We start from the raw sequence: 21,585 nt of genomic DNA on the forward strand, positions 1-21,585 counted from the left end.
ATTATTCTTTTTAATTTTATAAGTATTAAATTCATTTTATCATAAAATAATAATATTATTATAAAAGATTTTAAGGGATTTTGATGACATGTGATTATTTTGGGAAATGTGGTAGTTGTACTTTGTACGATATGAATTATGAAGAACAATTGAATTATAAACTATCTAGAGAAAAACAGAGATTTCAAGATATCACTACAATGGAGTTTGAAGTTATAAGAAGTGATGAAGAACATTTTAGGAATAGAGCAGAATTGAGATTTTGGAAAAATTATGATGATGAAGAAAATCCAACTTTATCTTATGGCATGACAAGCTTTGAAAAAAATATTATTGAAATAGATAATTGTTCAATTGTCTCAAAACAAATAGACGAACTCATGCCAAAACTATTAGATGAAATTTCACAAAGTGAAATATTAAACTACAAAATCTATTCAGTAGAATTTTTAGGTTCAACTACAAATGATATGCTTGTTACTTTAATCTATCATAAAAAACTAGATAGTACTTGGGAAAAAATTGCAAGAGAAGTACAAGAAAGACTAAATATCAAAATCATAGGAAGAAGTCGTAAACAAAAACTTGTTTTAAAAGAAGATTTTATAAAAGAAGAACTAAGTATAAATGATAATGTTTTTAAATTTCATTATAAAGAAGGTGGATTTACGCAGCCCAATACAAAAGTAAATATCAAAATGATAGAGTGGGTTTTAAATAATATTGAAACAAAAGATGATTTGTGTGAACTTTATTGTGGAGGTGGAAATTTTACTATCCCTTTATCTACAAAGTTTAACAAAGTCTTAGCAACAGAGATTTCAAAAACTTCAATTAACTCTGCACTTACAAATTGTGAGTTAAATGGTATTACAAATATTGATTTTATAAGAATGAGTGCGCAAGAGTTTGTAGAAGCTTTAAATAGTGTAAGAGAATTTAGAAGATTAAAAAATATAAATATAAGTGATTACAACTTTTCAACTATATTTGTAGATCCTCCAAGATCAGGACTTGATGATACAACTAGAGAGTTAGTTAAAAATTTCGAGCAAATTATATATATCTCATGCAATCCAGAAACTTTGCATAGAGATTTAAAAGAATTAATCAAATCTCACCAAATCTTAAAATTTTCTTTATTTGACCAATTTTCCTATTCTGGGCACATCGAAACAGGAGTAATTCTCAAAAAAACTTGTTAAAATTTAGTATAAAAGCTGTAACAAGGTAAAAAACATGAGAATAAATACAAACATAGCTTCGCTTACTGCACAAGAAGCAGCAAGTAATACTAACAAGAAGATTGCAACTTCATTAGAAAGACTTTCTACAGGATTGAAAGTTAATAAAGCTAGTGATGATGCTTCTGGTTTGGCAATTGCTGATAAACTTAGAACTCAAGCTTCATCAATTAGCCAAGGTATAGATAATGGTAACTCAGCTGTTGCCTTAATCCAAATTGCTGATAAATCAATGGCGGAACAATCAAATATCTTAGATACTGTCAAAGCCAAATTAATTCAAGCTAATACGGATACTACTTCTGATGATGGTAGAGAAGCTATTAGAAAAGATATTGTTAAACTATTAGAACAATTAGATAATATCGCTCAACAGACAAGTTATAATGGTATTACACTTTTACAAGATAGCTATGATAGCATGTCAAGTTCAATTGAATTGAAATTTCAAATTGGTGGAAACAAAGATGATGTTATGCAAAGTTCGTTCGTACAGTCAAATACAGTTGGCTTAGGCGGAGGAGACAAAGCTCTTGATCAAGTTTCTGGTTCAAGCACAAGAAATAATGTTATCTCACAAGGTTTATCAACTGTTATAAGTGGAGATGGAACAAATCCTATTACATTAGATGGTTATGCGACAGGAACTGCTTTAAAAGTAAATATTACTGGAATACCAGGAAATATAACTTCAAATGGACCAGCAGAAATTAGTGATGTAGATCCAACTACTCAATTTGTATTAGAAGCTTTAGCGAATGCAACAAGTGGTGTAAATGGAAGTCCAGCTTCTGTAGAAGTAAAAGACATAAATGGTAGAGTTATCGGAACTTTTACATTAGAAACAGCTCCTGGCACATCAATTGCTAGTGGAATCATTAGACACTCTACTCCTGGATTAAATGGAGCAGAACCAACTGTAACATTTTCACTTGCTTCAGGTACAACACTTGGAATGGGTGGAAAAACAGTAAATACAGTTGAAGTTGCAGGTACGCCTTTAAATACTTTTACAATTGGAGCAATGACACTTACTCAAACTTCGGCATCGGGAAGTATTACTTTTGATGCAAGTGCACAAAATCTTAATATCCAAAATCTTAATAAAGCCAATGGAGAAGAATTAAAAGTTACTACAGCTACTGGTGGAAGTATCACAGGTGGTGGTACATTGGCTGGATTAAAGGCCTTAGCAAATGGACAGTTAACAAAAATACAAGCAGATAAGTATCAAGCAATAGTTGACTCTGCTTTAAGTCAAATGAATACATATCGTTCTGATTTAGGTTCTACTCAAAATCAAATTGAATCAGCAGTTAGAAACTTGATGACTCAAAAAACAAATGTAAAAGCAGCAGAATCTGTAATTAGAGATGTTGATTATGCTGAAGAATCTGCAAATTTCAATAAACAAAATATCATCTCACAAGCTGGAAACTATGCTATGAGTCAATCTAATTCTGTACAACAGAATGTTCTTAGACTACTTCAATAAATAGTACTTTTAAATAACAAATTTAAAGAGAGTTTTAAAGCTCTCTTTTTTTATTGTCAAATTTTATTTTAATCTATTTTTAAGAATTGGTATGTAATAATTCTTTTTACAAAGTAGGGATCGATTGATTCCAAAGAGTTGTTTTACTCTATGCTCATTCACCTGAGAATGTATTCGGTGTGATTTATCACAATGTGTCATAATTAAAGGATTTATTATGAGAATTAATACTAACGTTGCTTCGCTTACTGCACAAGAAGCAGCAAAAAATACAAATAACAAAATTTCTAGTTCATTAGAAAAACTTTCTACTGGATTAAAAATCAATAAAGCGTCTGATGATGCATCTGGTTTAGCAATTGCTGATAAACTAAGAACTCAAGCTAATTCTATTGGTCAAGGTATTGACAATGGTAATTCAGCTGTTTCATTAATCCAAATTGCTGATAAATCTATGTCTGAACAATCAAATATCTTAGATACTGTTAAAGCTAAATTAATTCAAGCTAATACTGATACTACTTCTGAAGATGGTAGAGAAGCTATTAGAAAAGATATTAATAAATTACTTGAGCAATTAGATAATATCGCTGCACAAACTAACTATAATGGTACAACTTTATTACAAAGTGGTTATGACAACACTAGAGGTTCAGATCAATTAAGATTCCAAATTGGTGAAAACAAAGATGATATCATCCAATCAGCATCAATTCAATCTAATACTGTAGGTTTAGGTGGTGGAACTGAAAGAATCATGCAAGATACTACTGGTTCAAAAGGTAATACTATTGCAGCTGAAACTTCAATCAGAGTAACAGCTGATGGAACAAATGCACTTAAACTTGAAAGTTTTGCATCAGGTGGTGCTGTAGGTAAAGTAAGTATTTCAGGGGTTACTGGAGATATTACTTTTGGTGGGAAAAGTACACTTAGTGAATTAGATTCTAATACACAACTTATTTTAGATAAATTATCATCTAATAGTGGTGCATCAGTAGAAGTAAAAGATATAAATGGAAATAGTTTAGGTACATTTAGTGCAACTAATGGTGCTAGTGGTATTGTAAAAGTAGCTGCAACTATCGTTAATGGTGTAGAAGTTAAAGCAGCTTCATATACTATTGCATCTGGAACTGTAATTAGCTTTGGTGGGCAAACAACGGATACTGCAAATACAGCAAGTAGTTCACTAGCTACTTATAATATTGGGTCTATGAAAATAGAACAAACTGGAGCTTCTGGAAGTGTGACATTCAGTGCTAATGCAGCTAATTTGTCTATTTACAATGAAGAGACAGGAAGTAGTAAAGAATTAAAAATCACTGATGGTGTTGCAGATACTAGTACAGATGCAACTCAAGGTATGAGAGGTGGATTAACTCTTTCTGCATTGAAATCTTTACAAGCTGGTCAGTTAACACAGGCTCAAACAGATAAATTCCAAGGTGTAGTTGATGCTGCTATTACTCAACTTAATACATTTAGAGCAGATTTAGGGTCATCTCAAAATCAAATTGAATCTGGGGTTAGAAACTTAATGACTCAACAAACAAATGTTAAAGCAGCAGAATCTATTATTAGAGATGTTGATTATGCACAAGAATCTGCAAACTTCAACAAACAAAATATTATATCTCAAGCTGGATCGTATGCTATGAGTCAAGCAAACTCAATCCAACAAAATGTTCTTAGATTATTACAATAGTAATTAATCTTAAACATCTAAAAAGTAGTGCTCTTTGGGGTACTACTTTTTTTTAGTTAAAAATAAAAAAATCTTCTAAAATTCAGCTATCTTTAGAGCTATTATGATAAAATATTTATTAAAATAATACTTTTTTTACTTAAGTAAAAAGATTTATATAAGGTATAAAATGTCATTGGATCAAGTTCAGCAATTAGCATTACAAACTTATAATGAAAATTTAGAGTTTTTTAAACAAAATCACCCTGATTTATATAAAACGCTAGAACTTTATGCAACAGCAATTGAATTGGGTCAAGTAAAGCCAGAATTTGAACTTCAATACTTAAATACACACTTTGACATAGTAAACCCTACAACAAAAGAGTTTTTATACACACAAAACTCAAATGAGATATCACAAAAGATAGTTGATGACATAAGTTATGATGCTACAGTTAATAGTTTTAAAACTTATTATGAATTGTCATATAATGACAAAATGGCAAAAAAAGCTCTTGAGCAAGATATTTTAGCTTCATATTCAATCGGAAATGCTCCTGTTATAAATTTTGTAAATAAAAATGTATCAAATCCACAAAATGTAAAAGAGTTCCACAAATTTATAATTTTTGGGGTTTTACTTGGAATTCATATACCTTTGATACATGAGAAACTCAATTCAGATGTATATTTAATAGTTGAACCTAATCTAGAGTTTTTTAGATTATCTTTGTTTGTGACAAACTATGCAAATCTAGCAACAAAAACAAAATTATATTTTTCAATAGCACAAAATGAGTATGAATTTAGAAAGACATTTGATAGTTTTTATGGTGAAATTTTTATTTATAATCATTATTTAAAATTTGTAAATATATCTTCTGGGTCAGATATGTATATGAAGGTGATCCAAAATTATTTAGTCTCACAAGCACATTTGTTGTATTCTTATGATAGAACATTTTTAAGTATAAGTAGAACAAACTCATATATTACTCAAAATTTTAAATTATTGAATGTAAAATATAAACAAAGCCTCAAACCTTTTGAGAAACCTATTCTTTTTCTTGCAGCTGGTCCATCACTGCAACATAATATTAATTTTGTAAAAGAGAATCAAGACAAATTTACTATAGTTGCTATCTATGCAACTTTGCCTATTTTAGAAAAAAATGGTATAAAACCAGATATCGTAACACAGTATGATGAACAAGATATTCAAGTACTTAATACCTTGGATAAACTAAAAGATATAAACTATTTCAAAGATACTATTTTCATATTTGCCTCACATGTAAATGCAAAACTAATGAATAGTTTTCCAAAAGAAAATATCTTTATCTTCCAAGCAATGTTTGAAGTAAAAGAAAACTTTGGAATATTGACAAGCCCAAGTATTGGTGAATTGACCTACGCCTTATTACTTCTTTTCCAAACAAAAGAACTTTATCTTTTAGGTCTAGATTTTGCGATGGATGTTGAATCAGGAGCAACACATATTGAAGGTCACTCAGGAGCAGGAGCATTTAATAAAATAAAAGAGTTAGAAGATTCATCAGATAAAAATTACTCATTTAGAAAAAATACAATCATTGTAAAAGGTAACTTTTTGCCAGAAGTTAAATCAATACCTGTATTTAAAACAAATATTGATACCTTTGCCCAATTTACAGAATTCTACAAAGATGAAAGTCAAAAAGTATATAACTTATCAAATGGAGCATATCTTTCTGGTGCAGTTCCTTTAAAAATTGAAGATATAGATTTTTCAACTTTCCCAAAGAAAGATCAAGAATCATACAAAAATGAGATTTTTAAAGCATTAGAAGGTATTAGTGAAATTGGATACAATGAAAAAGATTTAGAAAAAATAAACTTAAAGCTTAGTGGTGTTAAAAAAATGAAAAAACACCTTGAGCAATTCCAAAAAATAAAAAAATATAACAATTTTGATGAATATCAAAATACCCTAATCAATGTTGTTCAAAGTGTTTTATTTGAAAAACAACATTGCGAAGACTTGCAATCTATATTGTTAAACTACTCTTCACACAATCTACACTATATCTTTTATCTATTTGATTTAGACACTGAAAACGACAAGAAAAAGTATATTTATGAAATAAATAAAAATCTTCTTACTCAACTAAATAAGATAATTGATACTTATGTAATCTCAATATCATATTCAAGTGATGAAAATAGTATTTTACTAAAAAAATTAAACAAATATTTAAAAGAATACTCTATAAAAAATAGTATCTACTCTGAACCATTCTTTAAAGAACTAGTTGAAACTTCAAAAAGAGGCTATCAATATGACTTCAAACCAAATTCAATTGGCTTTTTTGCAATAGAAGATAACCTTACAAATAAAGATTTTGTAAATTATGTGAAAGAAGTGTTAAAAAGATTTCCAGAAGTAGAGCTAAAACTTTTCTACTTTTTTGAGTTTCAAAAAATCCAAGCACAATTTGTATTTAAACAAGAGTTAAATAGAATTGAACTTTCAATCCCAAATAATATTTCAAATATAACTTCAAGTGTAGAACTATGGCTTGAAACATATGACAATACCATAAGTATTAAAAAGCTAGATGATATTATTTTAAATAATTATGAAAATATCTATAGTGTAATGTTTGATAATAAGGAAAAAGCATTAAAAGAATTAGAGACTGAATTAATTGTACCAAAAAAGTTCGCTCTTGCTAATAATTTAAAAGAGAATTTCACACTTTCAAATACTAGCTATTTTGAATTTGCAAACAACCTAAAAGATAATATTGATAAAGATTTGTTAAATGAAAAGTACCTAAAAGAACACATAGGTTTTTTTGCTATAAAAGAAAACCTTCAACAAGAATTTGTAAATAAAATCATAGAAATTAGCAATAAATTCCCAAATGTAAAATTCTCTGCTTTTTATTTTGATGAAGAAGTGCTAAAAGAGTATATAAACATCTTTGGAGCTATAATGAATAGATTCAAACTTATTTGTCCTAAAAATATTTATGATATTGCAGATAACACTGAAGTTTGGGTACAAGCTGTGATTCCTAATAAAAGTTTTTTATTTAATAAGATATATACCCTAATCAATGATACTGTTAATATTTACCCTATAGTTTTAAATGAAGATTTTATTGTACAAGAAGATTCAACTAATTATTTAGAAAATTTAGTTGAAAACTATGATGAATCTATCTTTGTAAAACAACTAAATGGAAACCTAGATAAAGAAAGATTACAAAATACAACTCCTGAAAATAATATAGCATTTTTAGCAACTAATGATAATATTTATGATGATGAGTTTATTAAATATCTGTCAAGTTTAAGAAAAGCACATCCTTCAGTAAGTATTAATGCGTACTATTTTAATGATTCTACTAGTGAACTAGTAAAAGAAAAGCTTCATAATACAAATTTTTCAATATTGAAATTTACTAAAGACAACTTTTTTAATAATTTAAAGATTTTTGTAAATAATAAAAATTCTATTTTTTATCAAGACATCGAACGAAAAATGTTACCATTTAACAAAAATATTTATTATTCGCTTTATGATAGAGAGTTATCTACAAGAAAATTATCTGAATTTGTACTTAATAAAGATGATTTTTATCTAAATTCACTAAAAGAAATTGGTATTGATCCAAATATTTTTGAAAAATTCAATAATAACTATCAAATAATTCTTACTAATTATTTCTTAGAAGAAAATTCAACTAACATACAGATTAACAATAATACAACATTGGAATATATTATCCATTATTTGTATATTGAATTTGCACTACATAACAATTCTTTTATAGAAAAAATTAATAAACTAAGAAAACTTCATTTACCAAGTTTTTTTAAACATGAAAGAGAATAATGCTACATCTAATTGGTAGAAATCAAAAATTATTTGAAAATGATATTTGTAATAAAAAGGAACAGCTAAAAAATATTGTTCATTCATCCTCTTTTCTAGTACTTGGGGGAGCAGGAAGTATTGGACAAGCTGTTACAAAAGAAATTTTCAAAAGGAACCCTAAAAAACTTCATGTTGTTGATATTAGTGAAAATAACATGGTTGAATTGGTTCGAGATATTAGAAGTTCTTTTGGTTATATAGAAGGTAAATTTGCAACTTTTGCTTTGGATATTGGAAGTTCTGAATATGATGCTTTTATTAAAGCAGATGGCAATTATGATTATGTATTAAATTTATCAGCATTAAAGCATGTAAGAAGTGAAAAAGATCCTTTTACTATTATGCGTATGATTGAAACAAATATTTTTAATACAGACAAAACACTTCGTCAATCTATTGAAAATGGAACTAAAAAATATTTTTGTGTAAGTACAGATAAGGCAGCAAATCCTGTAAATATGATGGGAGCAAGTAAAAAAATCATGGAAATGTTTGTGATGAGAAAATCAAAACAAATAAATGTTTCAATGGCAAGATTTGCAAATGTTGCTTTTAGTGATGGGAGTTTACTTCATGGATTTAATCAAAGAATTCAAAAAAATCAACCAATTGTTGCACCTAACGATATTAGAAGATATTTTGTAACGCCTCAAGAAAGCGGTGAACTATGTTTAATGTCTTGTATATTTGGAGAAAATAGAGATATATTTTTTCCTAAATTAAGTGAAAATTTACATCTTATAACTTTTACAGGTATAGCTATCAAATATCTGGAGAGCTTAGATTATGAACCATTTTTATGCCAATCTGAAGATGAGGCAAGAGAATTAGCTAAAACTTTACCATCGCAAGGGAAATGGCCGTGTTTATTTAAATCAAGTAGTACAACAGGAGAAAAAGATTTTGAAGAGTTTTTTACAGATAAAGAAATTTTAGATATGAATAGATTTGAGAATCTTGGAATCATTAAAAATGAAGCTTTATTTGATGAAAATAAACTAAATCATTTTGATACAACAATTAAAAAATTTAAAAAAAGTTTATCATGGACAAAAGATGATATTATAAAAGAATTTTTCACTATACTTCCAGATTTTAAACATAAAGAAACAGGTAAATATCTTGATGAAAAAATGTAATATGGAAAAGGTGATTAAATTTATTAAACAAACTTTTAATACAAATAACTTTATTCCTTTACATGAACCAAGATTTATGGGTAATGAAAAAAAATATCTTAATGATTGTATAGATTCTACATTTGTTTCGAGTGTAGGTAAATTTGTTGATCAATTTGAAAAAGAATTTGCTAAAAAAGTTGGTAGTAAATATGCAATTGCTACAGTAAATGGAACTTCGGCACTTCATATATCACTCATTTTAGCAGATGTTCAAAAAGATGATGAAGTTATTACACAACCACTTACATTTATAGCTACTTGTAATGCTATAAGTTACATCGGGGCAAAGCCAATTTTTGTTGATGTTGACTTGAATACTATGGGGATGAGTCCAAGTTCATTACTCTCTTTTCTAGAAGCAAACTGTGAAATAGTAGATAAAAAATGTATAAATAAGACTACAGCTAAAACTATCAAAGCATGTGTTCCAATGCACACTTTTGGCCATCCTTGTAGAATAGGAGAAATTAAAAATATTTGTGATGAATGGAATATTACCTTAGTAGAAGATGCGGCTGAAAGTTTAGGAAGTTATTATAAAGAAAAACATACAGGAACATTTGGTAAAGTTGGAGCATTTTCTTTTAATGGAAATAAAATTATAACTTCAGGTGGTGGTGGAGTAATTGTGACTGATAATGAAAAGTTAGCAAAAAGAGCTAAACATATAACCACAACTGCAAAAATCTCTCATCCTTACAAATACATTCATGATGAGATAGGATTTAATTATAGACTTCCAAATATAAATGCAGCGCTATTAGTCGCTCAACTTGAACAATTAGATAAGTTTTTGGCATCAAAAAGAAATTTGGCAATAGAATATAAAAAGTTTTTTTCAAATGAAAAGATAAATTTTATAGTTGAGCCAAAAGATTCTGAATCAAATTATTGGATTCAAGCAGTTTTATTAAATGATGTAAATCAAAGAAATGAATTTTTAGAATTTACAAATAAAAATGGGGTGATGACAAGACCTATTTGGAATCTGATGAATGAGTTAGAAATGTTTAAAACTTGCCAAAGTACAACTTTAGAAAATTCTAAATATTTAGAAGAAAGAGTTGTCAATATTCCAAGTAGTGTAAGAATATGAAAAAAGATATATATTTAATTGGAACAAGTGGTTTTGCTAGTGAAGTTAATGAATATATTATAGATAATGGAGAATATAATATTAAAGGTTACTTTGATATAAATGAAAATAATTATAAAAAATATGAATTTACTGCACCTTTTTTAGGAGATGAAGGTAATTTTAATTTTAAAGAAAATGATAACTTAGTAATTGCAATTGCAGATTATCAAATACGAAATAAAACATATAATAATTTAAAAAATAAAAAAGTAATTTTTCCAAATATTATACATAAAAGTTCATTTATTTCAAAATCATCAATAATTGACGAGAGTGCAATTATATGTCCATTTGTAACTTTAACTTCAAATGTAACTATTGGAAAAAATTTTCATGCGAATATTTATAGTTATGTTGCTCATGATTGCAAAATTGGAAATAACGTTACTTTTGCCCCAGCAGTTAAGTGTAATGGTAATGTTATTATTGAAGATAATGTATATATTGGAACTGGAGTAATAATTCATCAAGGAAAACCTAATAAACCGTTAAAAATAGGAAAAGATGCTGTTATAGCAGCTGGTTCAGTTATTACAAAAAGTATACCTGAAGGAATGACTGTATTTGGAAATCCTGCTATTGAATTTACAAAAGAAAATATAAAAAGGAGGATGTAAATGAATAGTTTTCTTAATAAAATTCCAATAGAAGATATAAAAATTGGAATGACTGCAAGTTATTCTCAAACTATTACGCAGGCTAATATTAAGGCTTTTGTAGAAGTATCAGGAGACAAAAATCCAATTCATTTAGATGAAGTATATGCAAAAAACTCTAGATATAAAAAAATCATAGCTCATGGATTTATGACAGCTTCATATTTTTCTGCTTTATTTGGCACAAAAATACCAGGTGAAGGTTGTGTTTATGTTTCTCAATCTCTTAATTTCAAAAGAGCTGTTTATATTGGAGATACGGTTACTGCAACGGTAGAAGTTACAAATATTGATTTACTAAAAAGAAGAGTTTTTTTTAACACTATATGTAAAGTGAAAAATAAAATTGTCACCGATGGTGAAGCAGAATTATATGTACCAAGATAAGGATTTAAAAAGGAAAACAAATGAATTTAAAAGAAACGATAAAAGAGACATATTTAGAAGTATTAGAACAAACAGGGTCTCAATTATTAGTACCAGAATTAGCAGATGATGTAATATTATTAGAAAGTGGATTAGATTCTTTAGGTTTTGCAATATTAGTAGCAACATTAGAAGAAAAATTAGGGTTTGACCCATTTACAATAATGGATGAACCATTATATCCATCAACATTTGGTGAATTTGTATCAATATATGAAAAAATTAACCCAAATAAGTAATAAATAAATGGCTAGTATTTTAAATTATATTTCAGATATACCATCTGCACGATTAGCCTTTATTACAAAAAATCAAACTTTTACATATAAAGATATTTTTAATTTATATTCTTTAAATAAAGAAATTATACACAATTTATCAAATTATTGTGTACTGATCAGAGCAAGAAATCGCTATGAATTAGTTAAATTGCTATCTATATTAGATGGCAATGTTAAAAGAATAGTTTTTTTACCAGAAGATATTAATATTGATTTAATTAAAAAATATTATAAAGAAACAAAGGTAAACTTTGAAGTATATTTAGAAAATGACTTATTAAAATTAAAAGTACTTGATGAAAATATATATTTAAAAGATATAAAAGAAACTCAGTGGGTTATACCAACTTCTGGAACTACAAATATTCCTAAATTAGTAGCTCATACCTTTGAAAGTCTTACAAAAACTTCAAAAAAAAATATTGAAATAGGTTCAAAATATGTCTGGGGTTTGACTTATGATATTTATAGATTTTCAGGAATACAAGTTTTTTTACAGGTCTTAGCAGGAGGTTCATCTATTATTATTCCAGAGTCAAATTACTCGATAAAAGAAATTATAGAGCTTTTTAAAATACATAAATGTAATATAATCTCAGCAACACCATCATTTTGGCGAAAAGTTCTAATGACTAAAGAATCAGAGTATTTAAACTTAAAAAGAGCTACTTTAGGAGGAGAAATATCAGATGAAAGTATTTTAATAGCCTTGAAAAATAAATTTAAAGATATTAAAATAACACATATATATGCATCTACAGAAGTTGGTGTTGGATTTACAGTTACTGATGGTAAAGCTGGTTTCCCATATAATTATATAGAAAATGGTACTGGAAATATAAAATTAAAAATAAATAAAGATTCATTACTTTTTATCAATCCTGGTAAAAAGATACAAAATTATATATCAATAAATTCTATGTACACAAATGATGGGTATATTAATACAGGTGATTTAGTAAAAATTGAAAAAGATAGAGTTTATTTTTTAGGTAGAGAATCAGGCAGTATAAATGTAGGTGGAAATAAAGTTCAGCCCGAAGAAGTTGAGGCAAAATTACTTGATTCGAATCTAATACAAATCGCACATGTTTACGCAAAAAAAAATTCTATATTAGGTTCTTTAGTTTGTGCAGAAATCATTCCTAAAGATTTAACATTAGATAAAATAGTACTAAAGAAACAAATTTTAGAATATTGTAAGAATAATTTAGAAGCTTTTAAAGTGCCTGCAATTTTAAGAATTGTTGATAATTTAGAGATAACACAAAGTGGAAAAATAAAAAGGAAATAAATATGGATTTAATTGTAGTAACAGGTTCATCAAAAGGCTTAGGTTTAGCAATCTGCAAAAGACTTTTAAATGAAAACTATAAAATCATAGGAATTGCTAGAAATAAAAGCGATGAATTTAAACAATTAGAAGAAAAATTTGAAGAACAGCTTTTCTTTATAAAATATGATTTTAATAATACAAAAAACATTCATGAATTAATTAAATCTATTACAAAGAAGCATGGACATATTTATGGACTTATTAATAATGCTGCTATAGGTCATGACGGAGTTCTTGGTACAATGCATGAAACTCAAATATCGGAGCTAATTAGAGTTAATATAGAATCACCAATACTTTTAACAAAATATGTAAGTCGTTCTATGCTTATGGAATTAAGAGGAAGAGTAATAAATATTGGTTCAATTATTGGAAGTACAGGATTTAGTGGTTTATCTGTATATGCTGCAACAAAATCAGCAATGCAAGGTTTTACAAAATCTTTAGCAAGAGAATTAGGAAAAGCTAAGATTACAGTAAATACAATAGCTCCAGGCTATATGCAAACAGCTATGACAAAAAGTCTTCAAGGTGAAAAACTTGAAAGTATTAAACGTCGAAGTCCTTTAGGACATCTAGCAACAGTTGATGATATAGCAGGAACAGTTTTATATCTATTGTCAGATGATGCAAAAAATATAACAGGAACAACTATTACTGTTGATGCAGGAAGTACCGCCTAATGATTGAATATAAAATACTCACAAAACCAGAAGAAAAAATATTAATAAAAAAAGAATTTTTAGATTTTTTTGCAACTGTATATAAAAAAGAATTAAATGAGAATTCATGGTATCATCATATAATTAATTCTCCATATAATAACACTCCCTTATTTATTGCAATGCAAGAGAATACAATTATAGGTTCAGCATTAATGATTCTACAAAAATGTATAATTGAAGAGAAAAAATATAATTATTTTCTTTTTACTACTTCTGCCATATGTAAAGAATTCCGTCCAAAAGGTATTTATGCAGAACTGTTAAAAATACAAAAAGAATATGCAAAACAAAATAATGCAGATTTTATATTTGCATTCCCAAATAAATTAGCATATCCAATTTTAAAACTTTTTGGAGGATTTAAAGATTTAAAGAAATTCAATTTAGTAAAAACTAATTTTGACAACATAAATTTAGAAAATATAAATAATAGTTTAATAATAGATACAAATATCTTTAACTGGAGATTTGAACATAAAAATTATAAATTTCATATTATTAATGATAGTGTATTAGTATTTAAAGATTTTCAAGATTCTTATGATATATTAGGAATATATAAATCTGTAGATTTTAATTTTAATTTTATTGATTCTTTATTAGAAAAAAAGAAAAATATAATTACATTAAATTGTTATGTAAAAAAAGAATACAATACTCAAGTAATAGACACTATTTATACTACTTATTTTCCTATTAACAAAAGTATTGATTATTCAAAATATAATATAAATTTACTTATGTCGGATGTATTTTAATGAAAAATAAAATTTTAGTAATAGCAGTTCATCCTGATGATGAAACTTTAGGTTGTGGAGGAACATTACTTAAACATAAAAATGATGGAGATGAAATACATTGGCTTATCTGTACAACTATTGATAAAAGCCACAGCTATTACAAACAAAGAGAAATGGAAATAAAGAAAGTTAAAGATACTTTCGATTTTGATAGTGTTCATAATTTAAGACTAAAAACTATGAAAATTGATGAATATTCTATGAGTGAGCTTATTAATAAAATTTCAAAAATTATAAATAAGATTAAGCCAAATATAATTTATCTTCCATTCAAAGAAGATGTGCATAGTGATCATCGAAAAATTTTTGCTGCATCTTATAGTTGTACAAAGTCATTCCGTTATCCATTTATAAAAAAGATTTATATGATGGAAACACTTAGTGAAACAGAGTTTGCTCCAAGTACTAAAGAAGATAGCTTTATTCCTAATGTTTTTAGTGATGTTAGTGAATTTTTTGAAAAGAAAATAGAGATTATGAAAATTTTCAAAAGTGAAATAGAAGAACACCCTTTTCCAAGAAGTGAAAGAAACTTAAAAGCATTAGCAACTTTAAGAGGTGCTACATGTGGATGTGAATATGCAGAAAGTTTTATGCTATTGAAAGAGATTCAATGAGTAAGATAATTTATAGTACAGTAATCTATCCTTCTAAAAATTTTGAATTGTTTATGCATGATTATTTAGATTCTGTTTTTAGTCAAACATACATAAACTTTGAATTACTATTAATACTTGATAATATTGATGCAAATAAAGTAAGAGAATATGTAGATAAGTTCAATGCAAATAATAAAAAAGTTTATATCAAAAAGTTTATAGAAAACTTAATGCCAATAGAGTTAAGAAAAAAACAAATTGAGATTGCTTATAATATGAAAGCAGATATATTAATATTTTCAGATTTTGATGAAAATGTAGCTATTAATAGAGTGGAAGAAGTTATAAAAAATATTAGTGGATATGCATTTGCTTTTAATGACTTTTATATCGTAGATAAAAATTTAAAAAAACTTAGTGAAAAAAGTTTTTTTCAAACAAGAATAATACCAAAAGAAATTTCTAGTTATAAAGAAATTTTGTCTTTTAACTTTATAGGATTAGGAAGTATGGCTATCAATTTAAAACAATATAGTTTTGATAAGTTAAAATTCCCAAAAGATATAAAAGCACTTGATTGGTACATTGCTACAAAAGTTTTGTTAAGTGGTTATAAGAGCATTGCTTTGCATAATACATATGCAAATTATAGACAACATGAAAACTCTTTTGTAGGTTTTAATTTTAAATTAAATAAAGATAACTTGACAAAAGGTTTAAATGTAAAATTAATACATTATAGTCATTTAAAAAAACATAACAATGAATTTAAAAGTTTATATAATGAAATACTTGAATTAAAACAGTACATCAAAACTATTGGAGTTGAAAAATATATTAAACTCGTAAATAGTAAATATGATACAAATAAGTTTTGTTGGTGGGAAAATATAAAAGTAAAAAAGGACTTAGTTTGAATGTAAATGAATTAGATAAACCATACATAATAGCAGAAATTGGATGTAATCATAATGGAGATACTGAATTAGGACTCAAAATGATAAAAGTGGCTAAAGACTGTGGAGCAGATGCAGTCAAGTTTCAATTTTTTAATGAAAATAATTTAGTCACAAGTGATTATCTTGATGAATTAGATGCAGGCATTATTAAACTTGAAAATATAGAAACTTGGACTACAAAAGAATTGGGTTTAAATTCAGTTAGAGAACAAATACGCGCTTTTACAAATAATGAGAAACAGTTGATTATGTTTAGAGACTATTGTGATGCAATAGGTATTGATTTTGGATGTACCCCAATAAATGAGGAAGCTATAAGTTTTTTATCAAAAATAAAAAGTCATTTTTTAAAAATATCTTCAATGGATGCAAATAATATCGACTTAATTGAGAAATGCATAAATACAAACTTACCAATTATTGTATCTACTGGTATGGCAAGTTTGCAAGATATTGATAAAATTTACAATCTTTTTAAAAATAGAAACTATAATAATTTTTCTATATTACATTGTGTTTCAATTTATCCACCAAGAGATGAAATAGTAAATTTAAATTTCATTGATACTTTAAAGGGAATTTATGATTGTAATATTGGATATTCTGACCATTCTTTAGGCTTTTCATTATCAATTGCTGCCATTGCAAAAGGATGTAAAATCATAGAAAAACATTTTACTTTAGATAAAAATATGCCAGGATGGGATCATAAGGTATCCGCAGATGAAAATGACTTAAAAATAATTTGTAAAGAAGGAAATAAAGTATTTAGATCATTAGGAAATAAATACAAAATATTATCAGCAGATGAAATGGAAAAAAGAAAAAAGTTTAGAAGAAGTATGGTATCAAAATATGATTTAAAAAAAGGACATATTTTAACAAAAAAGGATATTGTTTATAAAAGACCAGGAACAGGTATTTCTCCGGAAGAAGAAATATTTTTTATAGGAAAAAGACTTACAAAAAATCTAAAAGAAGATAAAACTATTTTTGAGAGTGATTTTTTATGATAGCAATAATTCCTGCAAGAAGTGGATCGAAGGGATTAGCACGTAAAAATATAAAAGAATTACATAGCAAACCTATGATAGCTTATACCATTGAAGAAGCTTTAAAATCTAAATATATAAGTGAAGTTTTAATTTCTACAGATTCCGAAGAGATTGAAAAGATTGCTGTACAATATGGAGCTAAAAATCATTTCTTAAGACCAGAGTTTTTATCATCAGATTCGGCAAAAGCTATAGATAATTATATCTATACCATCAATAGACTAAACAGTGAATTTGGATATAAAATAGAAGATTTTATTGTTCTACAACCAACTTCTCCATTAAGACGAGTAGAAGATATAGATGGAGCTATCGAATTATTTAATAATAAGAATGCAGATAGTGTAATAAGTTATACAGAAGAATACCATCCAATAGAGTGGCATAAATATATTACGGAAGAAGGTAAGTTTCAAAATATTTTTGAAGATAAATTACTGAATCGTCAGGATATAAAAAAAAGTTATTTTCCCAATGGAGCGGTATTTGTCTTTAAATATGAATTAATTAAAAAAAATACTTATTTCAGTAATAATTCTTACCCATATATAATGCCAAGATCTCGTTCAATTGATATTGATACAATTGAAGATTTTAAATATGTCGAATTTTTAATGAAAGATACACATGAATGAAAAACTAATACTGACTAAAAATATAAAAATCAATGATGCCATTAAACTATTGGATAAAAATGGAAATGGTGTTTTACCTGTTGTTAATATTTCAAATAAATTGTTAGGATTAATTACAGATGGAGACATACGAAAAGCAATATTAAATAATAATTTAAATATAGAACATATAATTAATAAAAATCCTTTTAAACTACATATATCTTCATCTAAAACTCAAATTATTAACTATTTAAAAAAAATTAAGAGAAGGCATATTCCTCTTGTAGATGAAAATAATAACTTTATAAAAATATTCACTTTAGATGAAGTAGATTTTAATTTAAAGTCAAATTGGATAGTCATAATGGCTGGAGGATTAGGTACAAGACTGGAAGAACTAACAAAAAACATACCTAAACCAATGCTTAGAGTTGGAACAAAGCCTATGATAGAACACATTATAAATATGTTTGTTTCTCATGGATTTACAAAATTTATATTAAGTGTAAATTATAAAGCAGAACTGATAAAAGAATATTTCAAAGACGGAAGTGACTTTGGCATAGAAGTAAGGTATCTTGAAGAAAAAAAAAGACTTGGTACAGGAGGTTCTTTAAGTTTGATTGATATAGAAATTGATGAGCCTTTTTTTGTAACAAATGGAGATGTTATTTCCTCACTTAATTATGAAGAAGTCCTAGACTTTCATAAAGAACAACAATCAATCGCAACAATGTGTATCAAAAAAGACAGTTATCAAATACCCTATGGTGTAATTGAAATTGATAATAAAAATAATATACTTAATATTATAGAAAAACCTGTAAAAGATTTTTTTATAAATACTGGAATTTATATATTAAATCCAGAAACTTTAAAATATATTCCAAAGAATCAATTTTTTGATTTACCTACTTTATTTGATATTCTAAAAGAAAAAGGTAACGTTACAAAAAGCTTTGAAATTACTGATTATTGGATTGATATTGGTAAAAAAGAAGATTATTTAAGAATTAATAAAATAATTAGGCTGGAAAACTAGATATGACAACATTTGACATTTTAAATTCAATAAATAAAAGTATTCCTAAACGAAAGAATAAGAAGAAAGTCTTATTTACTCAATCATTTAGTATATATGAACCTTGTTTTGTACATGATAGATTAATGGCATATTCTTTAATGTTAACAGGTTTTGATATTTACTCAACTTTCTGTGATGGTATCCAAGAAAAAGAATGTAATGTTTATGGTGGAGTGTGGGGTGGTGGTGAGGCTTTCAATAAAAACTGTCAAAATTGTCAAAAAAAATCAGAAGAATTATGGTCGATTTTAGATGAAGAGAATATATATAAATATTCTTCTTATTTAGAGAAACAAGACTATATAGATATTGAGAATAAGCTAATAGCTGTTCCATATAATAAATGGAAAGATTATCATGAAGATGATTTTAATTATGGATTATGGAGTAAAGATATCCTAGTAAATAATTATGTAGTTGCTGATTATAAACTTATAGAAAATCATGAGATTTTAGGAAGAAGTCATCTAAAAAATCTATTATTACTAAAAATTGCCTATGAAAGAATTATAAAAGTAAATAAACCAAATAGAATAATCTCAAATGATAGTTACTATGGAATGTGGAAAATGTGGGAATTATTAGCAGTAGAGAATAACATACCATTCTATTCTCATTGGAGTGGAACAAGAAAAGGAGGATGGTGCTATGCATATAACGATGCAAGTATGAATCTTGATTTTTCTAAAATATGGGAAACTTACTCATCTATCTCACTTACAAAAGAAGAAGATGAAAGAGTAGAACAATGGCTTCAAAATAGAACTTTGGGTAATGACATGATTTTAAATACAGCAGCATTGTTGGATTATCAAAATGAAACTGCTGATTTTTCTAAATTTCACAAGAATAAACCAACTGCAACACTTTTTACAAATGTTGCTTGGGATTTAGCCGCACTGAATAAAGAAATTTTTACAAAAAATATTTCAGAGTGGATAATCGAAACGATAAAATGGTTTAGTGAACATCAAGAATTTCAATTAATTATAAAAACACATCCAGCAGAAGCTAATCCAACAATACCAGCTACAAAGGAAACAATTGAATCTGTTATAAAAAAAGTATTTGTAAAATTACCAAATAATATTTTCTTTTTATCACCAAAAGCTTCTATTACAGTATATGATTTATTTAAAATAACTACTGTAGGTATTGTTTATACAACAACAGTTGCTATGGAAATGGCGGCGAGAGGTATTCCTATTATAACGGCAGGAAAGTCACACTATAGGGGGTATGGATTTACTATTGATCCTAGTACTATTTCTGAGTATTTCACTTCATTAAAAAGTATACTAAAAGATCCAAATGAATCTGATTCAAAAGAAACTATAAATCTTGCTAAAAAATTTATTAAATTTAATTTCTTTCATTATTATTCTAAAATAGGTTTATTTGAATTTGAATGGAAAAAACCAATAAATATATTAATTTCTTCTTCAAAAGATTTAAAAAAAGGTAATCATCAACATTGGGATTATATAATAGATAAAATAGAAAAAGGAGAACCTATTCTAGATTCTAAAGAATGGCCAAAAGAAAGCTGATGAATTATATATTTACAGAAAAAGACAACAATCTTTATAAAGTAGAACAATCATTAAAAATGAAAGAAAAAAGTGTGAAGCAATATTCTAAAACATTGAATACAGTCAAAATTACAACAAATGAAGTTTTTTGGCCTTCAAATATTTCAGATACTGCTCTACCCTGGCTTCATCATGAAATATTTGACTCCTTTGAAAATAACCCCTCTTCATATAATCATCCATGTATGGAAATTGATAAGGTAGATTGGATTATTGATGCTGGTTGCTGTGAAGGATATTTTCCATTATTTGCATTTCAAAAAAACTCAAATTGTAAAGTTATTGCTTTTGAACCATTAATAGAAATGGAAGAGGCACTAGTAAATACATTTTCAAAAGAACTAAAATCTAAAAATATGATTCTGATTAATAAAGCATTAGGAAAAGAGACTGGAAAACTAAAGTTTTTTAGTGGAGATACACATTTATGTGACTCTAAAATTTGTTTAGATACTCAAAAAAATGATCATTCATATGATGTAGAAGTCACAACTATTGATCTTGTAAGTAAACAACAAAATATTACTAAAAATGGAATGATAAAGATGGACATAGAAGGAGCGGAGATGGATGCATTATCAGGAGCAACACAACTCTTGAAAACATATAAACCTAAATTAGCAATTGCAGTCTATCATGAATATGAAAATGCCACGCTTTGTAAAGAAATTATATTAAAAGCTAATCCTTCATATAATATAGAGTTTAGAGGTGAATATTGTTATTTTGAACCTCCTCGTCCATATATGTTATTTGCATGGTAAAACATTAAGGCTAAGATG

Annotated in this window: 19 protein-coding genes; all 19 read left to right on the forward strand. The window is 26.8% G+C overall.

Going from position 1 to position 21,585, the window contains the following annotated elements; all coding sequences use genetic code 11:
- Positions 1-83: 83 nt before the first annotated feature.
- The gene (gene trmA, locus LXN10_RS05425) at positions 84-1,205 is read left to right on the forward strand and encodes a tRNA (uridine(54)-C5)-methyltransferase TrmA (protein ID WP_375724871.1); all 1,122 of its coding nucleotides are present in this window, start codon (positions 84-86) and stop codon (positions 1,203-1,205) included.
- Between the two features lie 34 nt (positions 1,206-1,239).
- The gene (locus tag LXN10_RS05430; protein ID WP_375724872.1) at positions 1,240-2,739 is read left to right on the forward strand and encodes a flagellin; all 1,500 of its coding nucleotides are present in this window, start codon (positions 1,240-1,242) and stop codon (positions 2,737-2,739) included.
- 217 nt (positions 2,740-2,956) lie between these two features.
- Positions 2,957-4,447 (forward strand): flagellin, encoded by a 1,491-nt coding sequence (locus LXN10_RS05435; protein WP_375724873.1) that lies wholly within the window; start codon positions 2,957-2,959, stop codon positions 4,445-4,447.
- A gap of 169 nt (positions 4,448-4,616) precedes the next feature.
- The gene (locus tag LXN10_RS05440; protein WP_375724874.1) at positions 4,617-8,312 is read left to right on the forward strand and encodes a motility associated factor glycosyltransferase family protein; all 3,696 of its coding nucleotides are present in this window, start codon (positions 4,617-4,619) and stop codon (positions 8,310-8,312) included.
- Positions 8,312-9,493 (forward strand): UDP-N-acetylglucosamine 4,6-dehydratase, encoded by a 1,182-nt coding sequence (locus tag LXN10_RS05445; protein WP_375724875.1) that lies wholly within the window; start codon positions 8,312-8,314, stop codon positions 9,491-9,493. Before LXN10_RS05440 ends, LXN10_RS05445 begins: the two co-directional genes overlap by 1 nt.
- Positions 9,480-10,631: a LegC family aminotransferase gene (locus LXN10_RS05450; RefSeq protein ID WP_375724876.1), complete on the forward strand. Its 1,152-nt coding sequence runs from the start codon at positions 9,480-9,482 to the stop codon at positions 10,629-10,631. The genes LXN10_RS05445 and LXN10_RS05450 overlap by 14 nt, the downstream gene beginning before the upstream one ends.
- Positions 10,628-11,290, forward strand: coding sequence for an acetyltransferase (locus LXN10_RS05455; RefSeq protein ID WP_375724877.1), 663 nt, complete (start codon positions 10,628-10,630; stop codon positions 11,288-11,290). The genes LXN10_RS05450 and LXN10_RS05455 overlap by 4 nt, the downstream gene beginning before the upstream one ends.
- Complete coding sequence (locus tag LXN10_RS05460) at positions 11,291-11,716, forward strand: MaoC family dehydratase (protein ID WP_375724878.1); 426 nt, start codon at positions 11,291-11,293, stop codon at positions 11,714-11,716. It begins immediately after the preceding gene.
- Positions 11,717-11,736: 20 nt separating this feature from the next.
- Entirely contained in the window at positions 11,737-11,994 is a 258-nt protein-coding gene (locus LXN10_RS05465) for an acyl carrier protein (RefSeq protein WP_375724879.1), read from the forward strand.
- 7 nt (positions 11,995-12,001) lie between these two features.
- The gene (locus LXN10_RS05470; RefSeq protein ID WP_375724880.1) at positions 12,002-13,330 is read left to right on the forward strand and encodes an AMP-binding protein; all 1,329 of its coding nucleotides are present in this window, start codon (positions 12,002-12,004) and stop codon (positions 13,328-13,330) included.
- Between the two features lie 2 nt (positions 13,331-13,332).
- Positions 13,333-14,055 carry an SDR family NAD(P)-dependent oxidoreductase gene (locus LXN10_RS05475; RefSeq protein WP_375724881.1) on the forward strand — a complete coding sequence of 241 codons (723 nt, stop codon included), beginning with the start codon at positions 13,333-13,335 and terminating at the stop codon, positions 14,053-14,055.
- The gene (locus LXN10_RS05480) at positions 14,055-14,855 is read left to right on the forward strand and encodes a hypothetical protein (protein WP_375724882.1); all 801 of its coding nucleotides are present in this window, start codon (positions 14,055-14,057) and stop codon (positions 14,853-14,855) included. Before LXN10_RS05475 ends, LXN10_RS05480 begins: the two co-directional genes overlap by 1 nt.
- Positions 14,855-15,514: a PIG-L deacetylase family protein gene (locus LXN10_RS05485; protein ID WP_375724883.1), complete on the forward strand. Its 660-nt coding sequence runs from the start codon at positions 14,855-14,857 to the stop codon at positions 15,512-15,514. Before LXN10_RS05480 ends, LXN10_RS05485 begins: the two co-directional genes overlap by 1 nt.
- Positions 15,511-16,413, forward strand: a complete 903-nt coding sequence (locus tag LXN10_RS05490; RefSeq protein ID WP_375724884.1) for a glycosyltransferase — start codon at positions 15,511-15,513, stop codon at positions 16,411-16,413. The genes LXN10_RS05485 and LXN10_RS05490 overlap by 4 nt, the downstream gene beginning before the upstream one ends.
- Positions 16,410-17,468, forward strand: coding sequence for an N-acetylneuraminate synthase family protein (locus LXN10_RS05495; protein ID WP_375724885.1), 1,059 nt, complete (start codon positions 16,410-16,412; stop codon positions 17,466-17,468). The genes LXN10_RS05490 and LXN10_RS05495 overlap by 4 nt, the downstream gene beginning before the upstream one ends.
- The gene (locus LXN10_RS05500) at positions 17,465-18,145 is read left to right on the forward strand and encodes a cytidylyltransferase domain-containing protein (RefSeq protein ID WP_375724886.1); all 681 of its coding nucleotides are present in this window, start codon (positions 17,465-17,467) and stop codon (positions 18,143-18,145) included. The genes LXN10_RS05495 and LXN10_RS05500 overlap by 4 nt, the downstream gene beginning before the upstream one ends.
- Positions 18,138-19,169 carry a nucleotidyltransferase family protein gene (locus LXN10_RS05505; RefSeq protein WP_375724887.1) on the forward strand — a complete coding sequence of 344 codons (1,032 nt, stop codon included), beginning with the start codon at positions 18,138-18,140 and terminating at the stop codon, positions 19,167-19,169. The genes LXN10_RS05500 and LXN10_RS05505 overlap by 8 nt, the downstream gene beginning before the upstream one ends.
- Before the next feature lie 2 nt (positions 19,170-19,171).
- Complete coding sequence (locus LXN10_RS05510; protein ID WP_375724888.1) at positions 19,172-20,761, forward strand: hypothetical protein; 1,590 nt, start codon at positions 19,172-19,174, stop codon at positions 20,759-20,761.
- The gene (locus tag LXN10_RS05515) at positions 20,761-21,567 is read left to right on the forward strand and encodes an FkbM family methyltransferase (protein ID WP_375724889.1); all 807 of its coding nucleotides are present in this window, start codon (positions 20,761-20,763) and stop codon (positions 21,565-21,567) included. The genes LXN10_RS05510 and LXN10_RS05515 overlap by 1 nt, the downstream gene beginning before the upstream one ends.
- The last annotated feature ends 18 nt before the right edge of the window (positions 21,568-21,585 follow it).

The organism is Arcobacter iocasae (genome assembly GCF_042214795.1).
Lineage (GTDB): Bacteria > Campylobacterota > Campylobacteria > Campylobacterales > Arcobacteraceae > Arcobacter > Arcobacter iocasae.